The sequence below is a fragment of the Streptomyces sp. NPDC020898 genome (genome assembly GCF_044333925.1).
Taxonomy (GTDB): domain Bacteria; phylum Actinomycetota; class Actinomycetes; order Streptomycetales; family Streptomycetaceae; genus Streptomyces.
In genome coordinates, this window is the sequence record NZ_JBIRRV010000020.1 from 67,849 (window position 1) to 85,436 (window position 17,588).

17 protein-coding genes are annotated in these 17,588 nt (G+C 71.7%); 5 read left to right on the plus strand and 12 right to left on the minus strand.

Annotation, left to right across the window (positions count from 1 at the left end; all coding sequences use genetic code 11):
• Window positions 1–12: 12 nt before the first annotated feature.
• The 4 genes from hutI to hutU form a co-directional block, all read right to left on the minus strand.
• A complete protein-coding gene (gene hutI / locus ACH4TV_RS40455) occupies window positions 13–1,269 on the minus strand; it encodes an imidazolonepropionase (RefSeq protein WP_398406347.1) in 1,257 nt (418 codons plus the stop codon).
• A 47-nt stretch (window positions 1,270–1,316) separates the two neighbouring features.
• Window positions 1,317–2,672, minus strand: a complete 1,356-nt coding sequence (locus tag ACH4TV_RS40460; RefSeq protein ID WP_398406348.1) for a formimidoylglutamate deiminase — start codon at window positions 2,670–2,672, stop codon at window positions 1,317–1,319.
• Window positions 2,669–3,871, minus strand: a complete 1,203-nt coding sequence (locus ACH4TV_RS40465) for an allantoate amidohydrolase (RefSeq protein ID WP_398406349.1) — start codon at window positions 3,869–3,871, stop codon at window positions 2,669–2,671. Before ACH4TV_RS40465 ends, ACH4TV_RS40460 begins: the two co-directional genes overlap by 4 nt.
• A 245-nt stretch (window positions 3,872–4,116) precedes the next feature.
• A complete protein-coding gene (hutU, locus tag ACH4TV_RS40470; RefSeq protein WP_398406350.1) occupies window positions 4,117–5,781 on the minus strand; it encodes a urocanate hydratase in 1,665 nt (554 codons plus the stop codon).
• Window positions 5,782–5,897: 116 nt separating this feature from the next.
• On the opposite strand from hutU, the gene ACH4TV_RS40475 reads away from it, so the two are divergent.
• The 5 genes from ACH4TV_RS40475 (at window position 5,898) to ACH4TV_RS40495 (ending at window position 9,907) form a co-directional block, all read left to right on the plus strand.
• Window positions 5,898–7,337, plus strand: coding sequence for a diaminopimelate decarboxylase (locus ACH4TV_RS40475; RefSeq protein WP_398406351.1), 1,440 nt, complete (start codon window positions 5,898–5,900; stop codon window positions 7,335–7,337).
• Window positions 7,338–7,580: 243 nt separating this feature from the next.
• The gene (locus ACH4TV_RS40480; protein WP_398406352.1) at window positions 7,581–8,000 is read left to right on the plus strand and encodes a hypothetical protein; all 420 of its coding nucleotides are present in this window, start codon (window positions 7,581–7,583) and stop codon (window positions 7,998–8,000) included.
• The gene (locus ACH4TV_RS40485) at window positions 7,997–8,944 is read left to right on the plus strand and encodes a transcriptional regulator (protein ID WP_398406353.1); all 948 of its coding nucleotides are present in this window, start codon (window positions 7,997–7,999) and stop codon (window positions 8,942–8,944) included. The genes ACH4TV_RS40480 and ACH4TV_RS40485 overlap by 4 nt, the downstream gene beginning before the upstream one ends.
• Before the next feature lie 34 nt (window positions 8,945–8,978).
• On the plus strand, window positions 8,979–9,506 hold the full coding sequence (locus ACH4TV_RS40490) for a roadblock/LC7 domain-containing protein (protein ID WP_398406354.1): 528 nt from the start codon (window positions 8,979–8,981) through the stop codon (window positions 9,504–9,506).
• 26 nt (window positions 9,507–9,532) lie between these two features.
• Window positions 9,533–9,907: a hypothetical protein gene (locus ACH4TV_RS40495; protein WP_398406355.1), complete on the plus strand. Its 375-nt coding sequence runs from the start codon at window positions 9,533–9,535 to the stop codon at window positions 9,905–9,907.
• A 28-nt stretch (window positions 9,908–9,935) separates the two neighbouring features.
• Here the strand turns inward: ACH4TV_RS40495 and ACH4TV_RS40500 are convergent, their stop codons facing one another.
• The 8 genes from ACH4TV_RS40500 to ACH4TV_RS40535 form a co-directional block, all read right to left on the minus strand.
• Window positions 9,936–10,457, minus strand: a complete 522-nt coding sequence (locus ACH4TV_RS40500; RefSeq protein ID WP_398406421.1) for a hypothetical protein — start codon at window positions 10,455–10,457, stop codon at window positions 9,936–9,938.
• A 217-nt stretch (window positions 10,458–10,674) separates the two neighbouring features.
• A complete protein-coding gene (locus ACH4TV_RS40505; RefSeq protein ID WP_398406356.1) occupies window positions 10,675–11,586 on the minus strand; it encodes a MurR/RpiR family transcriptional regulator in 912 nt (303 codons plus the stop codon).
• Window positions 11,583–13,265: an aromatic amino acid ammonia-lyase gene (locus ACH4TV_RS40510; protein WP_398406357.1), complete on the minus strand. Its 1,683-nt coding sequence runs from the start codon at window positions 13,263–13,265 to the stop codon at window positions 11,583–11,585. The genes ACH4TV_RS40505 and ACH4TV_RS40510 overlap by 4 nt, the downstream gene beginning before the upstream one ends.
• 155 nt (window positions 13,266–13,420) lie before the next feature.
• Window positions 13,421–13,771, minus strand: a complete 351-nt coding sequence (locus tag ACH4TV_RS40515; protein WP_398406358.1) for a DoxX family protein — start codon at window positions 13,769–13,771, stop codon at window positions 13,421–13,423.
• A 114-nt stretch (window positions 13,772–13,885) separates the two neighbouring features.
• The gene (locus ACH4TV_RS40520) at window positions 13,886–14,479 is read right to left on the minus strand and encodes a TetR/AcrR family transcriptional regulator (RefSeq protein ID WP_398406359.1); all 594 of its coding nucleotides are present in this window, start codon (window positions 14,477–14,479) and stop codon (window positions 13,886–13,888) included.
• 66 nt (window positions 14,480–14,545) lie between these two features.
• Window positions 14,546–15,637 carry an SMP-30/gluconolactonase/LRE family protein gene (locus tag ACH4TV_RS40525; RefSeq protein ID WP_398406360.1) on the minus strand — a complete coding sequence of 364 codons (1,092 nt, stop codon included), beginning with the start codon at window positions 15,635–15,637 and terminating at the stop codon, window positions 14,546–14,548.
• Between the two features lie 56 nt (window positions 15,638–15,693).
• The gene (locus ACH4TV_RS40530) at window positions 15,694–16,509 is read right to left on the minus strand and encodes an oxidoreductase (protein WP_398406361.1); all 816 of its coding nucleotides are present in this window, start codon (window positions 16,507–16,509) and stop codon (window positions 15,694–15,696) included.
• 212 nt (window positions 16,510–16,721) lie between these two features.
• The gene (locus ACH4TV_RS40535; RefSeq protein ID WP_398406362.1) at window positions 16,722–17,549 is read right to left on the minus strand and encodes an enoyl-CoA hydratase/isomerase family protein; all 828 of its coding nucleotides are present in this window, start codon (window positions 17,547–17,549) and stop codon (window positions 16,722–16,724) included.
• Window positions 17,550–17,588: the final 39 nt, after the last annotated feature.

Genomic DNA, 17,588 nt, shown 5'->3' on the forward strand with positions numbered 1-17,588 from the left:
CAGGCCGTCCGTTCAGACGACCCGCACGCCCCGCCGCCACACCCCGCTGACCAGCGGTACTCCCGGCCGATAGGCCAGGTGTACGTGGCTGGGCGCGTCCAGGAGCGTCAGGTCGGCGTACGCCCCCGGCGCGATACGCCCGACGTCATCGCGCCGGAGGGCTCGCGCGCCCCCCGCCGTGGCCGACCAGACCGCCTCGTCCGGGGTCATGCCCATGTCCCGTACCGCGAGGGCGACACAGAAGGGCACGGAGGAGGTGAAGGAGGATCCCGGGTTGCAGTCCGTGGACAGCGCGACCGTGACACCGGCGTCGAGGAGCCGGCGGGCGTCCGGCCACTGGGCCCGGGTGGAGAACTCGGCGCCTGGCAGCAGGGTCGCGACCGTGTCGCCGTTCGCGAGGGCGTCCACGTCGGCGTCGGTGAGGTGGGTGCAGTGGTCGGCGCTGGCGGCGTCGAGTTCGACGGCGAGCTGGACGCCGGGGCCGTACGTGAGCTGGTTGGCGTGGACGCGCGGATGCAGCCCCTTCGCCTTCCCCGCGGTGAGGATCGCGCGCGCCTGGTCGCCGTCGAAGGCACCCTTCTCGCAGAAGACGTCGACCCAACGGGCGTACGGGGCACAGGCGTCGAGCATCTCGCCGGTGACCAGGGCGACATAGGCGGCCGGGTCGTCGGCGTAGTCCGGGGAGACGATGTGGGCGCCGAGGTAGGTGACCTCGTCGGTGTGGGCGGCGGCGATACGCAGGGCGCGGGCCTCGTCCTCGACGGTCAGGCCGTACCCCGACTTGGTCTCGAAGGTCGTCGTGCCCTGGCGCAGGGCCTCGCGGAGGTAACGGGTGAGGTTGGCCTCCAGTTCCTCGTCCGTGGCGGCACGGGTGGCGGCGACCGTCGTACGGATACCCCCGGCCGTATAGCTGCGCCCGGACATGCGGGCGTTGAACTCCTGGGTCCGGTCGCCCGCGAAGACGAGGTGCGAGTGGGAGTCGACGAAGCCCGGAATGACGGCCTGACCAGCGGCGTCGACCCGATTGTCAGTGGCGGGTGCTTTGCTTGATTCACCGGTCCAGACGACGCGGTCGCCCTCTATGACGACGGCCGCGTCCAGGACCAGTCCCAGGGGGGATCCGTCGCCGAGAGAGGGGTCGTTGGTGACCAGGCTGCCGATGTTCGTGATGACAGTCGTCGTGCCGGTGGTGGTGTCGGTCGTGCTGCCGATAGCACTGTTCGTCCGGTTCGGGCTGCTCGGACTGCTCGGCGTGCTGGGACTGTTCATGGCGTCCTCGTGGGTGGCGGGGCGGAGGGCCGGTGCGCGTACGGGGGTCAGCCGCGCAGGGCTTCGACAGCGGCCGCAAGCGCCTGCGGCACCTCGGGGACGAGGGTGTGCGCCCCGTCGCGGACAACGTGCCGACCGCCCACGACCGTATGGCGCACATCCGCTGCCGACGCTGCGAATACCGCCGTCTCCGCGCCAAGACGAGGCACCGGTCCCGCTGTTCTGACCGAGTCGAGCGCGACCGTCGTGAAGTCGGCGAGCGCGCCCGCCTCCAGGGTGCCCGCGTCGCCCCAGCCGAGGGCCGCGTGACCGTCGGCGGAGGCCGCCCGGAGCAGGGCCGCTGCCGTCCAGTGTCCCCGGGTACGGGTGCGCAGGCGCTCGTTCAGCTCCATGGCGCGGGCCTCTTCGAGGAGGTCGATGACGGCGTGACTGTCGGAGCCGAGACAGAGCGGTGAGCCCGCGCGCTGGAGGGCGACCGCAGGGCCGATGCCGTCGGCGAGGTCGCGTTCGGTGGTGGGGCACATGCAGGTGCCGGTGCCGGTGCTGCCGAGCAGGGCGATGTCCTCGTCGGTGAGGTGCGTGTTGTGGACGCCGGTGGTGCGGGGGCCGAGGACACCGTGGTCGGCGAGGAGTCGGGTGGGCGTGCATCCGTGGGCGGCCCGGCAGGCGTCGTTCTCCGCCGTCTGCTCGGACAGGTGCACATGGAGGGGGGCCCGCCGCTCCTCGGCCCAGCGGGCCACGGTCGCCAACTGGCGGGCGGGCACGGCTCGTACGGAGTGGATGGCAGCGCCGATCCGCGCGTGATCCCGTTCCTTGAGAACTGAACAGCGTTCCGCCCAGGCGTCGGCCGTGCCGTCGGAGAAGCGGAGCTGGTGCCGGTTCGGGGCCTGTCCGAAGCCTGCGGAAAGGTAGGCGGTGTCGAGGAGGGTGATGCGGATTCCGGCGTCGGCGGCGGCTGCGATGAGGGCCTCGCCCATCGCGTTCGGGTCGGCGTACGCGGTGCCGCCCGGGGCGTGGTGGACGTAGTGGAACTCGCCCACGGCGGTCACCCCGGCCAGCGCCATCTCGGCGTACACGGCACGCGCGAGGGCGTGGTACGTGTCCGGGGTCAGCTTGTCGGCGAAGGAGTACATGACCTCGCGCCAGGTCCAGAAGGTGCCGCTGCCGACCTGGACGGTGCCGCGCAGGGCACGGTGAAAGGCGTGCGAGTGGGCGTCGGCGAGCCCGGGGAGGGTGAGCCCGCGGAGGATCTCGGCGCCGGGCGGCGGGGCGTCGACCCGTGTCCGGACAGCGGCGATCCGGCCGTCCTTGACGTCCAGGGCCACACCGGGCTCGACGTTGGTGTCGAGCCAGGCGTGCTCAAGCCAGTAGGTGAGCTGCGTTTGCGGCTGCGGGTGCGTCACGTGCAGGCCAGCCCTTCCAGTACGTCGGCGAGTGCGGTCACCCCGGCCACGCAGTCGTCCTCGGCGGCGTACTCCGCCGGGGAGTGCGAGACGCCCGTGGGGTTGCGCACGAACAGCATGGCGGTCGGGACGCTCCCGGAGAGGATCCCGGCGTCGTGTCCGGCACCGGTGCCGAGGACGGGGACGGTGAGAGCGGTGTCCTTGCCGAGGACGCGCGCGAGTTCGTCGCGCAGAGCGTGGTCGAACTCGACGACGGGGGTGAACGACTCCCGGACGACGTCGAGATCGACGCCGTGCGCCTCGGCGTACTCGCGGGCCGCCTTCTCCACGGCGGAGACGACGGTGTCGAGGGCGTCCTGGTCGGCGGCGCGGGAGTCGAGCCAGCCGCGTACGAGGGAGGGGATGGCGTTGACGCCGTTGGGCTCGACGGCGATCTTCCCGAAGGTGGCGACGGCACCGGCGAGCTGCGCCTCACGCCGGGCGGCGAGGACGGTCTCGGCGTACGACAGCATGGGGTCGCGCCGGTCGACGAGGCGGGTGGTGCCGGCGTGGTTGGCCTCGCCGCGGAAGTCGAACCGCCACCGTCCGTGCGGCCAGATGGCACTGGCGATGCCGACGCGGTCGCCGCTCAGATCGAGCGCCCGGCCCTGCTCGACGTGCAGTTCGACGAAGGCACCGATGCGGGCGAGCCGCTCGGGGTCGGGCCCGATGGTGTCCGGGTCGTACCCGGCGGCTTCCATGGCCCGGGGCAGCGTGACCCCGTCGCCGTCGGTCAGCAGCCGCGCCTGCTCGACGGTGACCGCCCCGGCGGTGAGCCGCGACCCGACACAGGCGAGCCCGAACCGGGCGCCCTCCTCGTCCCCGAAGTTGACGATGGCCAGCGGCTTGGTGAACCGCACACCCCGGCCCCGGAGTTCGTCCAGGGCGGCGAAGGAGGAGACGACCCCGAGGGGCCCGTCGAAGGCCCCACCATCCGGCACGGAATCAAGATGCGACCCGGTGACAACGGCATCCCCCTCGGCGGGATCCCCGAGCCACGCCCACTGGTTCCCGTTCCGGTCCACCTCATAGACCAGCCCCCGCCCCTCGGCCTGCTCCCTGAACCAGCCCCGACATTCAAGATCGACACCGGTCCAGGCATAGCGGCGATAGCCGCGCGAGTCAGGGTGCCGCCCAATGGGCGCCAACTCCCGCCACATCTCCTGAAAGGAAACGCCCCCCGGCTGTGGGTTCCCGCCGCCCCCAACAGCCTGCCGGGCTCCGGCAGACTCAGGCTCAGGCGCCGACCCGCCCGACTGCGGGCAGGCGTTCCGCAGGGCGATGGGGGTCCCCCCGCTCGAACGAAGTTGAGAGTGGGGGAGGGTGGGCACAGTCGGACCGGCAGACGGCGACGACCCGCCCGCCCCCACCGAAGAGTCGCCGCCCCGCCCGCCAGAGGCCTCACTCACGCGTCGTCCCCCTCACGCATAGGCACCCGCACGCCCCGCTCGTCGGCAACCGACTCCGCGATGTCGTACCCGGCGTCCACGTGCCGGATCACGCCCATCCCGGGGTCGTTGGTCAGTACCCGGCGGATCTTCTCCCCCGCGAGCTGCGTGCCGTCGGCCACCGTCACCTGGCCGGCGTGGATGGAGCGGCCCATGCCGACGCCGCCCCCGTGGTGGATGGAGACCCACGACGCGCCGGACGCCACGTTGACCATCGCGTTCAGCAGCGGCCAGTCGGCGATCGCGTCGGAGCCGTCGAGCATCGCCTCCGTCTCCCGGTAGGGAGACGCGACGGACCCGGCGTCGAGGTGGTCGCGGCCGATCACCAGCGGCGCGGCCAGCTCACCGCTGGCCACCATGTCGTTGAAGCGCTCGCCGGCCTTGTCCCGCTCGCCGTAGCCGAGCCAGCAGATCCGTGCCGGGAGGCCCTGGAAGTGGACCCGCTCCCCGGCCATCTTGATCCAGCGGTGCAGGGATTCGTTCTCGGGGAACAGCTCCAGCATCGCCTTGTCCGTCTTCGCGATGTCGGACGCCTCGCCCGACAGGGCCGCCCAGCGGAAGGGGCCCTTGCCCTCGCAGAAGAGGGGGCGGATATAGGCGGGGACGAACCCGGGGAAGGCGAACGCCCGCTCGTATCCGGCCAGTTGGGCCTCGCCCCGGATCGAGTTGCCGTAGTCGAAGACCTCCGCACCGGCGTCCATGAAGCCGACCATCGCCTCCACGTGCCGGGCCATCGACTCGCGCGCCCGGGTCGTGAAGCCGGCCGGGTCCTTCGCCGCGTAGGAGGCCATGTCGTCGAAGTCGACGCCGGTCGGCAGGTAGGCGAGCGGGTCGTGGGCCGAGGTCTGGTCGGTCACGATGTCGACGGGGGCGCTCTCGGCGAGCATGCGCGGGAACAGCTCGGCCGCGTTGCCCAGCAGGCCGATGGACAGGGGGCGGCGGGCGTCCCGTGCCTCGACGGCGAGTTGGAGGGCGTGCTCCAGGGAGTCGGCCTTCACGTCGAGGTACCGGTGCTCGATGCGGCGCTCGATGGCACGCGGGTCGACGTCGACACAGATCGCGACGCCGTCGTTCATCGTCACGGCGAGGGGCTGGGCGCCGCCCATGCCGCCGAGGCCTGCCGTGAGGGTGATCGTCCCGGCCAGAGTGCCGCCGAACTTCTTGGCGGCGACCGCGGCGAACGTCTCGTAGGTGCCCTGGAGGATGCCCTGCGTGCCGATGTAGATCCACGAACCGGCCGTCATCTGCCCGTACATGGTCAGGCCGAGGGCCTCCAGGCGGCGGAACTCCTCCCAGTTGGCCCAGTCGCCGACCAGGTTGGAGTTGGCGATCAGGACGCGCGGGGCCCACTCGTGGGTCTGCATGACACCGACCGGGCGGCCCGACTGGACGAGCATCGTCTCGTCCTGCTTCAGGGTCCGCAGCGTACGGACCATGGCGTCGAAGGAGCGCCAGTCACGGGCGGCCTTGCCGGTGCCGCCGTAGACGACGAGCTTGTCGGGGTGTTCGGCGACCTCGGGGTCCAGGTTGTTCTGCAGCATCCGCAGGGCGGCCTCCTGCTGCCATCCCAGGGCGCTCAGTTCCGTACCGCGCGGGGCTCGTACGGGGCGGGGTCCTGACATGGTCTGCCTCCCAGCGGACTATTTACAGTCGATATTCACATCCTGACTTCATGAATAGAACTAGTCAATACCCTCTCGCGCCAGCATGCGCGCACCGCGGATGTTTGGCTTGAGCCATGGACGCGGACTTCGACACCACGGGGGACATGGTGGACCACAACGGGACCAAGAGGGCGAACCGACGGGACGACGCCGTGCGGGCCGCCGTCGAGCAGGGGCTGCTCGGTCCCGACGCGCCCCTCGTCGGGCTGCTGGACGTGACCGGTATCCGCGAGTCCGCCGCCGAGCTGCGCGCCGCCTTCGACGCGGCCCTGGCACCCGGCACGCCGGTGCTGCACGCCTTCGCGGTGAAGGCGACGCCGCTGGTGCCCGTACTGCGGCTGCTGCGCGAGGAGGGGATCGGGGCGGAGGTGGCGAGTCCCGGGGAGCTGGCGCTGGCACGGGCGGCCGGGGTGCCGCCGCACCGGACGGTGCTCGACTCGCCCGCCAAGACGCCCGCCGAGCTGCGCGAGGCGCTGGCCCTGGGCATCGCCGTGAACGCCGACAACCCGCAGGAGCTGGCCCGGATCGACGCTCTGATGCTCCCCCATAGCCCTAAAGGCATGGGAGGTACCCCCATCGCGAGCAGCCGGTCCCCCATCGGGATACGGGTGAATCCGCAGGTCGGCGGGGGCTCTATCGGGGCCACGTCCACGGCGACGGCGACCTCGAAGTTCGGGGTGGCGCTGCTGGACGAGGGGGCGCGTGAGTGGATCGTGGGGGCGTACGCCGAGCGTCCGTGGCTGACCCGGATCCATGCGCACACCGGGTCGCAGGGCATCCCGCTGGCGCTGATGGTGCGGGGCGTGGCGGAGACGTACGCGCTCGCCGAGGAGATCAACGGGCGGGTCGGGCGGCGGCAGATCGACACGATCGACATCGGCGGCGGGCTGCCGGTCGACTTCGCGTCGGACGCGACGAGTCCGACGTACGCGCAGTACGTGCGGCTGCTGAGCGAGGCGGTGCCGGGGCTGTTCGGGGGGCGGTACGGGCTGGTGACCGAATTCGGGCGGTCGCTGCTGGCCAAGCACGGCACGGTGGTGGCGCGGGTCGAGTACGCGAAGAGCGCCGGCGGGCGGCCGGTCGCGGTCACGCACGCGGGCGTGCAGGTCGCGACGCGGACGGTGTACGCGCCGGGGTCGTGGCCGCTCAGGATCGCCGCGTACGACGGGAAGGGGCGGCCGAAGACCGGGCCCGAGGTCGTGCAGGACGTGGCCGGGCCCGCCTGCTTCTCGGGTGACCTGCTCGCCGAGGGACGGGCGCTGCCGCTGCTCGAACAGGGCGACTTCGCGGCGGCGCTGGACACGGGCGCGTACTACTTCGCGCACCACTACGCGTACAACTCCCTTGCCCGGCCCGGGATCTACGGCTTCGTCCGGAACGGCGGCGGGGGCACCGCCTTCGCGGTCGTACGGGAGGCGCAGACCGTCGACGAGATCGTGGCCGAATCCGGCGGGGCGCACGCCGCCGCGCTCACCACCCTCCCCGCGACCGGCTCCCCCTCCGCACGCCCTTGACGAACCCCGGCGGACATGAAGGTCAACTGCCCTGAAAACGGGCTCAGTCGACCTACCTTAGTCGCCCCGCGGCATGTTCCGCTGGAAAATGCCAGATCCCTCACCCCTCACGCACACGTTGCGTAGCGTCTGCGTCACTCAGCCGAACACCAGGTTGGCCGAACATCCGTCGGCCGAACCCCTGGCTGGGTGACCGAACACCGGCCGGACAGACGCGAGCGGGACAGGCGGGAGGGGCCAAGGGTGCCCGGAATCGACGAGTGCTTACTGGAAGCCATGCGGCTGCCGGGTGCCCGGGGCGCCTCGCTGGTCGACTGGACCAGCGGGCTGGCACTGGGCACCGTCGGGGATTCCCCGGGCGGTGATCCGGAGACGATGGCGGCCGAGGCGGCGGAGCTGGCCCGGCTGGCCGCCGAGCACCGCGCGTTCGCCCCGGAGGGCGACGACGGGGACCTCGACGAGGCCGGCGGCCGGGCCGGGCAGGAGCCCCCGGTCGAGGACCTCATCATCAGCAACCGGGACAGCTATCACGTCCTGCGGTTCGTCACGACGACCTTCGACAGCAGTGTGTTCCTGCATCTGTGGCTGGCCCGCGCGGACGGCAATCTCGCGCTGGCCCGCATCCGGCTCGGCGAGATGGCCGGACGGCTGGTGCTGGGATGACAGCTCTGAGGACCACTGCGACGACACCGCCGCCGCGCCTGCCGGTGCGGGACAGGGCGGCGGCCCGGCAGCGGGCGTGGGGCGGGGTCTCGCCGATACTCGGCCGGCTCGCCACCGAGAAGGCCACCGGGGTCCTGGTCCGGGAGTACGGCTCGCTCTACCTCGCCGACGGTGAGGTGGTGCACGCCGAGAGCCCGGCCGTGCCCGGTCTCGACGTCCTGCTCACCGCACGCGGCACGCTGGACGCCGACGGCTGGCGCGACGCGGTCGCCGAGGCCGGCGAGCGGCACGGCGTCGGACGGTTCCTGGTCGAGAGCGGCCGGATCAAGGTGGGCGCCCTGGAGGTGTGCCACCTGGGGGCGCTGTACGACGCGGCGTACTTCGCCCTCGCGCCCAGCAGCACGCCGGGGCACTTCCGGTACGGGGACCGGCACTGGCTCGGTCCCGTGCGCCCGGTGCCGGTGGCGGCGCTGGAGCACGAGACCCTGCGCCGCCGCGCCCTGCTGCACCGCATCTGGCCCGACCCGGCCCCGGACAGCGCCCCGCTCGTCCGGTCCGACAGCCCGGCCGCACCCACGATCACGGCCCGCCAGCGCGCCGTACTGGCCCTGGTCGACGGTGTCCGTACGGCGGCGGACATCGCCCTGGCGCTGGCCCGCCCGACCTTCCACGCCCTGGTGGACATACGGCGCCTGGCAGCCGCGGGCGTCGTGGCCCCGGCCACCGCCCCCACGCTCCCTTCCGCACTCCCCTCCACGCTTCCTTCCACGTTTCCGCCCACACCCGCCGCCGTACCACCGGCGGTCCCGGACCGGCCACCCGCTTCCTCCGCGTCCTCCGCGTCCTCCGCGCCGCCGGCTCCCCCCGGAACGCTGCCGCCCTCCTTCACCGACCCCGATATCACGCTGCTGAAAAGGCTCAGGGATGCGCTGGAGGCCCTTTGAACGGCAACGCCCGCGTGCCGAGAGGAGACAACTCATGGCAGCCGAGGCCGAAGTCATGGACGAACTACGCCGGTTGCGGTCCCGGGTGCCCCAGCTCACCGGCGCACTCGCGGCCAGCGTCGACGGGCTCGTCCTCGTCCAGGACACCCCCGGAATCGAACCGGAGACGCTCGCGGCGCTCACCGCCACCGCGCTCAGTGTCGCCGTGCGAATGGCGGACGCCACCGGCCAGGGCGACTTCCGCGAACTGCTCGTCCGCGGGACGTACGGCTATGTGGCGACGTACGCGGCAGGCCGCAGCGCGGTCCTGACCCTGCTCGCCCAGGACCGTGTCAACGTCGGCCGGCTGCACCTGGAGGGCCGCCGGGCCGGCCTCCGCATCGGGGAGCTGGTGGACGCGGCGGCCGACGCGGAACGCGCCCAGGCCGCACCAAGGCCGACCGCCCCGCCCACGACCAAACCCGCCCCCACCCCCACGTCCATGCCCACCCGGACCAGAACACCGCGCGCGCCACGCACACCGTCAACCACGCCCAACGCGCGTACCACCACGGATAGTTGAACCGGAAGCAGGAGAGGAAGACCGTCATGGCCAACACCGAGACCGCACTCAAAGAGGCGCTGACCTCCATCGAGGGTGCCACCGGAGTCGCACTCGTCGACTACACCAGCGGCATGGCCCTGGGCACGATGGGCGGCAGCAAGACGTTCGACCTGAACGTCGCCGCCGCCGGCAACACCGATGTCGTACGCGCCAAGATGCGCACCATGGAGCACCTCGGCCTGAAGGGCGAGATCGAGGACATCCTGATCACGCTCTCCAGCCAGTACCACCTGATCCGGATGATGAAGGGGCGCGGCGGCAACGGCCTCTTCCTCTACCTGGTGCTCGACATCAGCCGCTCCAACCTGGCGATGGCCCGCCACCAGCTGAAGAAGATCGAGGCGGACATGGAGATCTGAGCCCGCGGAGCCGGACCGGCCGAACCGGCTAGACCAGGACGTCGCCGCGGCGGCGCGCCCCGCCCGGGGTCGCGTCGCCCGCGGCGATTCCTGTGGCCCGGTAGGCCTTGACGGGCTCGCCCGCCGGGGCTCCGGAGCGCGGGCCGAGCCAGTCCACGCGTACCCACAGCAGTACGTCGTCGGCGCGCTCGCGCCGGCCCAGCCAGGCGGCCTTCACCCACAGCCCGGTACCCGCCCCGGCGAGCAGCAGCCCGCCCGCCGCGGGCACCGCGAACGAGCTGCCCAGCGCGGCGGCGAAGGCGAGCAGCAGCCACCAGCGGTGGCCACGGCGCCAGTTGCGTACGGTGACGGCACGGTCCTGGAGCACGTCGTGCTTGCCGGCCCGGGCGACGCCGGCGGCGAGCGCGGTGTAGCGCCGGCGCCGCAGATACGCCACGACGGCCACCGTGACGATGAACAGCGCGGCCCCCGCCATCACACCGATCCGGCGGCCGGTGATGCCCGGCAGCAGAACGCCGACGCCCGCCGCCAACGCTCCGAGCCACCACATGGGCGCCGCTCCGGCCCGTACGACCACGGCCACCCGGGCCAGTCCCTGCCCTCCGCGAACTCCGCCCACTCCGCGTGCCACGTCCGCCTCCCGCTTTCCTCGTCCGGCACAGTCTCGTCCGGCACAGTCTCGTCCGGCACAGTCCTGTCGGGGCGGGAGAGTAGCGAGCGAATGTGAGACGAGAATGAGAGCCCGCGACGCCCTGGAAGGGCCGGGCCTACTCGACGAACAGGCCCCGGGCCGCCGCCCGCGCGTCGAACTCCTCCAGGCGGGCCTGGGCGTCCGGCAGGTCGTCGCACATGGCCTCCAGCAGCACCCGGCCGAGCAGCATCGGCGCGCAGACGGTGTCGAAGGCGAGCCCGGTGCCGACGGCGGCGGGCAGCAGCAGGTCGGAGACCTTCGCGACCGGCGCGAACGCCGAGTCGGCGACGGTGACGACGGTCAGCCCCGCCTGCCTGGCGTAGGTGAGGGTGTCGACGACCTCGCGCGGATGCCGGGGCAGCGCGAAGCACAGCAGGGTCGTGGCGCCCGCCCGGACGGCCGCGTCGATCCGGTCGTGGATCATCGTGCCGCCCTCGTGCAGCAGCCGTACGTCCGGGTGGACCTTGGCGGCGAAGTACGCGAAGCCGTACGCCTGGGAGGCGGCGGCGCGCAGCCCGAGGACGGGGAGGGGCCGGGACGCGGCGAGCAGCCGTCCCGCCCGCTGGACGGGGCGCGGGTCGGCGAGCACCTCGGCCAGGTGCTTCAGGTTCTCGATCTCGGCCTCGACGGCCTGCTGGTACTCGTTGTACGAGCCCTGCGCGGCGCTCTGTTCGGCGGGCGCGACCTCGCGCAGGTGCTTGCGCAGCGCCGGGTAGCCGTCGAAGCCGAGGGCGACGGCGAAGCGGGTGACGGAGGGCTGGCTGACGCCGGCCAGTTCGGCCAGCTCGACGCTGGAGAGGAAGGGCACGTCGGCGGCCCGGCGCACCATGCTGTGCGCGATGCGGCGCTGCGTCGGGGTGAGCCGGTGCCCCTCGAAGAGGGCCTGGAGGCGGCCGGCGGGACTGTCGGGCGGGTTCCCGCTCGCACCCGCGTCCCCGCCCACACCCGTACTCGCGCCCCTGCTGTCGTCCGCGCTCGGCGTGCTCATGCCCCGCTCCCCCTCCAGATCTCCGTGAACCGGTCCAGTAGTCCCGCCGCCGCCGTCACGTCGTCCGTGAGCGGCCGGTCGGCCGAGTCCGCGTCGAGGACCGACTCGGCCAGCTCCAGCGCCCGGCCCACCGGCAGTTCCGGGTCCGGCCGCAGGTCGCGCTGGCGCAGCGCCCGTACGGCGGCGACCAGTTCGCAGCCGACGACGAGACGGTACGCGTCGCACGCGCGCAGTGTCTGACGGGCGGCGAGCGAGGCGAAGCTGGCCTGTTCCTCGACGCCCCGGGAGAGTACAGCGTGCCCGAGCGAGGCGGGCGCGGAGAAGGCCCGCAGGTCACCCAGGGCCGCGCCGGCGGCGTACTCCAGGATCATCACCCCGGAGGCGGCGGGCTCGTGGTCGGCGAGGAAGGGGCGCAGGCGGGTGAAGGCGGGCTCGTTGAGGGTGGAGAGCCGTGAGGTGGACAGGCGCGCGACCTGGGTGACGGCCAGCCTGAAGTGGTCGAGGGCAAGGGCGAGTTGGGCCTGGTAGAAGCCGCCGTGGTGGTAGGCGGTCAGGTCCTCGGGGCAGATGAGCGGGTTCTCGGCGGCGGCGTTGATCTCGATCGCGAGGACCCCCTCCAGCGCGTCCGCCGCGTCGTGCGCGGGCCCGTGGATCTGCGGCAGACACCGGAAGCCGTACGGGTCCTGGATACGCCCGAGGGGAGGGGTGGGCCGGTCGGCACTGCCGATCAACTCCCGCATCCGGCGGGCGACTTCGACCGTTCCCCGGTGCGGACGGGCGGCGTGCACGGGCGCGGCGTACGCCTCGTGCGAACCGTCGACGGCGAGCAGCGAGAGGGCGGCGACGACCTGCGTGGCGACGATGAGCCCGCGCAGCTCGTGCAGGGCGAGCGCGGCCTGCCCGAGGGTGAGCGCGTTGCTGCTGATCAGGGCGAGGGCGTCGTTGTTGTCGAGGGCCTGGGGCGCGGGAGCACCGGTGACACCCGGGCCGCGGGAAGCCACTGATCCGGGCGCCGAGGGCACGCCGGGAGACGCACCGGAAGCCTCCGCCGCCGACCGTCCCCGGCCGACCACCGGCTCCGTCGTCGGCCACCTCTCACCGGCCCCGGCATCAGCCCCCGGCCCGGCGGGCCGTTCGGCACCCCGCCACGGGTGCTCCCCCGCCAGTGCCAGCCCCATCTGCGCCAGCGCGGCGATGTCGCCCGTACCCACCGATCCGAACTCGTTCACCACGGGGTACACCCCGTTCTCCAGCGCCTCGCACAGGGCCGTGACGACCCCGGGGCGGAGGCCGGCGCCCCCCGCGAGGAGCTGGTTGGCGCGGACGGCGAGCATCGCGCGCACCTGGCGGGCCGGCAGTTCCGCGCCGATGGCGCCCGCGTGGCTGCGCAGCAGGCGCAGGCCGTGGTCGGCGGCGGCCTCGGTCGGGATGTCCTCGTTGCGGTTGGCGCCGACGCCCGTGGAGCGGCCGTACACGCGCCCGGTCGCGGCGATCTGGCGGGCGACGTCCCAGACCTCCTCGACGCGCTTCATCGCCTCGGTGCCGGGCACCGGCCGCGCGGCGCCGTCGGCGAGGCGTACGACGTCCTCGACGCCCAGGCCGATGCCGTCCAGGACGACGAGGCCGGCGGACGACGGGGGCGACACCGGAGGCGATGCATCCACGATCCGAGACGACATAGGCGCGTACTCCCATCAAATCGGACACCCAATCCGGCTTGCTGGACGTCCGTCCCCTCGGGTTACCACCAGAGTATTGACAATCTATTCAGATACGAAGAACTCTGCATGACGCCATACAGTCCCGGCAAGGGGCAGGCCACGATCGAGGACGATCAGACCGTCGCGAACCCCAGCACCAGCGGCGCCACGGCAAGGAGCATGATGGCGCCCGGGGTGGCGCTTCCCTTCTTGTCGCCGCCACGGACGTGCGTGATCACGGCGCCCAGGAAGTACAGGACGACACCGATCGCCGCCGCGATGCCCAACGGCCGGTAGGCGATGCCGGCGAGCAGGCCCAGAGCGCCCGCGATCTTGACCAGGCCGAGCGGCAGGAACCAGCTGTCGGGCACCCCGAGCGCCTTGAGCCCGTCTGTGATCTTCGGGTCGCGGGTGATGTCGGGAACGGCGGAGAAGACCAGTAGCAGGGACAGCACGCCGGCGAGGACTACATAGGCGATGAACACGGAGAGCTCCGGGGGTGGGAGAGGGAAGGGGACCGTCGATCGGTCCAGGAATCCAGGGCGGCAAGCGGTGAGCCGCGAGCCGCGGTCATGTCCCGCTCTTGCGTCGGCGGACGGTCAGGCCGGGTTGTGCTGCTCGGCGTCCAGGAGGGCGAGGGCGTTGCGGATGCCCTGATCGAGGAGCTGGTCGGAGAGTTGGCGGTCGGTCAGGGCCCGGGAGAGTTGCAGGGTGCCGGCGAGCATGCCGAGGAGGCCGAGAGCCCTCAGGCGTGCCGAGGACGGGTCGTGGGGTGCCAGGCGGGCGGCGAAGTCGTCGACGAGGACCAGCACGCCGTCGGTGTACGCCTGCCTGGTGGGATCCGCGGCGCGTGCGATCTCGTCGAGGAGGGCGGCGTTGGGGCAGCCGTCGTCGATGCTGTCGCGCTGCTCGGGGGAGAAGTACCAGCGGATCAGCTGTTCGAGGCCGGCTCGGCCGGGTGCCACGTGGGCGACGATGTTGGCGTGCTGTGCGCGCATCTGGTCGGCGACCGCGCCGGCGACGAGTTCGTCCTTGGACGTGAAGTAGGCGTAGAGGGTGCCGTTGGTCAGGCCGGCGTCCTTCATGAGCGTCGCGACTCCGGAGCCGTCGATGCCGTCCCGCTTGAGCCGGCGGCCGGCCGTCTCGATGATGCGCTGCCGTGTCTCCTGCTTGTGTTCCTTCGTGTACCGCACGGTGTGTTCCTCCGTCGCGGCCGGCAGCCGGGGCTCGCGCCCCGGCTGCCGGCCTGGTCAGGTCGGTCAGTGCGCCGCGCCGGCAAGCAGAGCGGGGAAGTTGATCCTCCCGGTCTGCACCTTCGCGTCGTGGGGCTCGGGGAGCCCGCCGTTGGTGATGTACAACTGGTTGCCGCGAATCGCGGTCGCGGTGGGCGAGGCGAGACCGTCCGCGCCGGTCAGGACGGGCTTGTAGGTGCCGTTCGGATAGATGACCACAATCCTGTCCGGGCCCTTCCGCGAGGAGGTGCCGTTCTGGGCCGCGATCAGCACGTCGGACCAGGGGGCCGGGAAGCTGAAGTCGTCGAGGTTGGTCAGGCCGTCCGTGACAGTGCGGATGGGACCGGCCGCGCCGGTGGCGGTGACCGGTACCCGCAGCAGCGTTCCCTGGTTGAAGTTGCTGATCCACAGGGCGCCGTTGTGGAACTTGAGCCCGTTGGCACCGAGTTGCACCGCTTCGGTCGGTATCCGCTCGAGAGCGGCACCGGTCAGCCACGGGGTCACCGGTCCGCCCGAGACCGGAACGGAGTAGATGATGCCCTGCAGGCTGTCCGCGATGTAGAGGGTGCGTCCGGCCGGGTCGAGAGCCAGCCCGTTGGGGCCCGAGTCGCCGGGCAGAGCGGCGATGCGCTGAGAGGTGCCGTCCGGGAGCAGCTTGTACACGCCGTTCCTGGCCAGGTCGCCCCGGGCCCACACGCTGTAGTAGACGGTGCCGTCATCGCCACGCGTGTTGCCGCTGATCGCCTCGCCCACCTGCCCGGTGGCGAGCACCGTGCGCTCGCCGGACGGGGAGACATGTATCAGCTGCGGCTTCTGGGTGCGCTCGCATCCCACGCAACTGCCGAGCATCGACAGGTTCATTGAGCCGTCGCGGTTGACGTGGATGTTCTCGGGGATCTCACCGGCGTCGAAGTCGAACTTCTCCGTGGTCCGTACGTCGGTGACAATCGCTCCGCGATACGCGTGTCCCGTCTTTCCTGTCCCGGCGGACGCGGACGGCGCCGCCGCCACGACGGCCACCGTCGCGGTGACCGCCAGCGCGATGCCGACGTTCTTCTTCAGGAAACGCCGTGCGCTCGATGCACTGCGCCGGGCCGTTTGCTGGTGTTGCTGCTGCATGACTCTCCTCGGCAAATCCTGATGAATACGGGTAAATGCGGTAAATCGGCGAGTGGTCAGCCGGGCAGGTGGTTGCTCTTACGGATCTGCTTGTCGAACGTTCCGGCGGGGAGGATGCGGCGGCTCGCGCTGACGAGTGCGGCCCGCGAGCCGGCGGTGTAGCGCAGCTTCGGCTTCTTGTCGGTGGCCGCGGCGACGATCACCTTGGCGACGACGGCGGGGTCGTCACCGTCCGTCATCGCCTGCGTCATCATCTCGTCGAAGTCGCGCCGTCGCTCCGCGTACAGGGGCAGCGGGGTGTCGGGCTGTGCGGCGTTGGTGTCGAAGCCGGTCTTGGTGTAGGCGGGCTGGACGAGGAGCACCCGCACGCCGTGCTCGCGGACCTCGTGGTCCAGGGACTCGGAGTAGCCCTCGATGGCGTGCTTCGACGCGACGTACAGGGCCATGAAGGGCTGAGGGACGAGCCCCAGGACGGACGAGATGTTGATGACGCGTCCACCTCCCTGAGCGCGCATGTGCGGCAGGACGGCCTTCGTCATACGGATGACACCGAGGACGTTGATGTTCAGGACGTTCTGGGCCTGGGCGACGGAGTTCTCCTCGACGGCGCCCGCCGAGCCGAGGCCCGCGTTGTTGACGAGGACGTCGATGCGCCCGAACCGGTCGATCACCTCTGCGACCGCGGCGGTGGCCGAGTCGTCACTGCCGATGTCGAGATCGAGGTACGTCACACCGTCGGGCGGGGTGAGCCCGGAGGTCTTGCGGCCGGTGCCGATCACCTCGAAACCCGCCGCCACCAGGGCACCGGCCGTCTCCTTGCCGATCCCCGACGAGGCACCTGTCACGAGCGCCACCGGCCGAATCGCTGCCATCACGGACTCCTTCTTTTGAATTACAATCGTATGCCATACGTTCGTACGACCATATGCCGGTCGTCGGTCGATGGCAAGTGGTCACGCCCGGCGATCCGGGAGAGATCCGGGAAACGCAGGGAGTGGAGGCCGCCGCGCTCGGGGTGCTGCAGGTGATCCCGGAGGCGTCATCCGCGGGTCGCGAACGGGTCCTCGCGGTCGGTGTTCACCGGCTACTCCTGGCGTGCGATGCCGAGGTAGTGGCCCAGGCGGAGTTCCAGCTCTTCGGGGCCCTTTTCGGCGGCGAGCTTCTCGAACCGGGGCAGGAATGCCTGGACCTCCGGCCAGGTCATGGAGGTCAGGAACTGTGTGTAGGCCGCTCGCAGGTCGGCCTCGGGCGGGAGTGTCGCCCGGTTGACCTGGGCCTTGGCGGCTGCCAGCGCCGTCTTGTCGAAGGACGCCAGCCGGGTCGCCATACCGTCCACGAAGCCGTCCAGTTCGGCGTCGGCGACGGTGCGGGTCACCCATCCGTAGCGTTCCGCCGTGTCGGCGTCGTAGTCGTCGCTGCTGAGGATGGCTTCGAGTGCCCGGTCCCGTCCGATGAGCCGGGGCAGGTGTTCCGTGCCCCCGCCGCCGGGCAGGATCCCGCCGCCGACCTCGGGCTGGCCGAACACCGCGTGCTCACGGCTGGCGTAGCGCAGATCGCAGGCCAGGGCCAGTTCGTCCCCGCCGCCCCTGGTCCGCCCGCGGATGGACGCGATGCTGATGAACGGAGCCGTGGACAGCCGTATCACGAGATCGACCCACGCCGGCGTCGCCTCCAGGTCGGACGGAATGAAGTCGGTGGCCCGGCCGAGGTCGAAGTGGTTGAAGAAGTAGCCGGGCGTACTGCTGGTGAAGACGACCACGTGGACCTGCGGGTCCTCGCTCAGTTCCGTGACGATCTCCAGCAGTCGGGACACGGTCTCCCCGACGATGAGATTCACCGGCGGATTCGAGAAGGTGATCGTACGGATGCCCGGCGCCGGCCGCTCCACGCTGATCGTGCTGGGTTGCGTCATCGTTCGCTCCAAGGTGATCCTGACGGTCTGTCAGGGAGG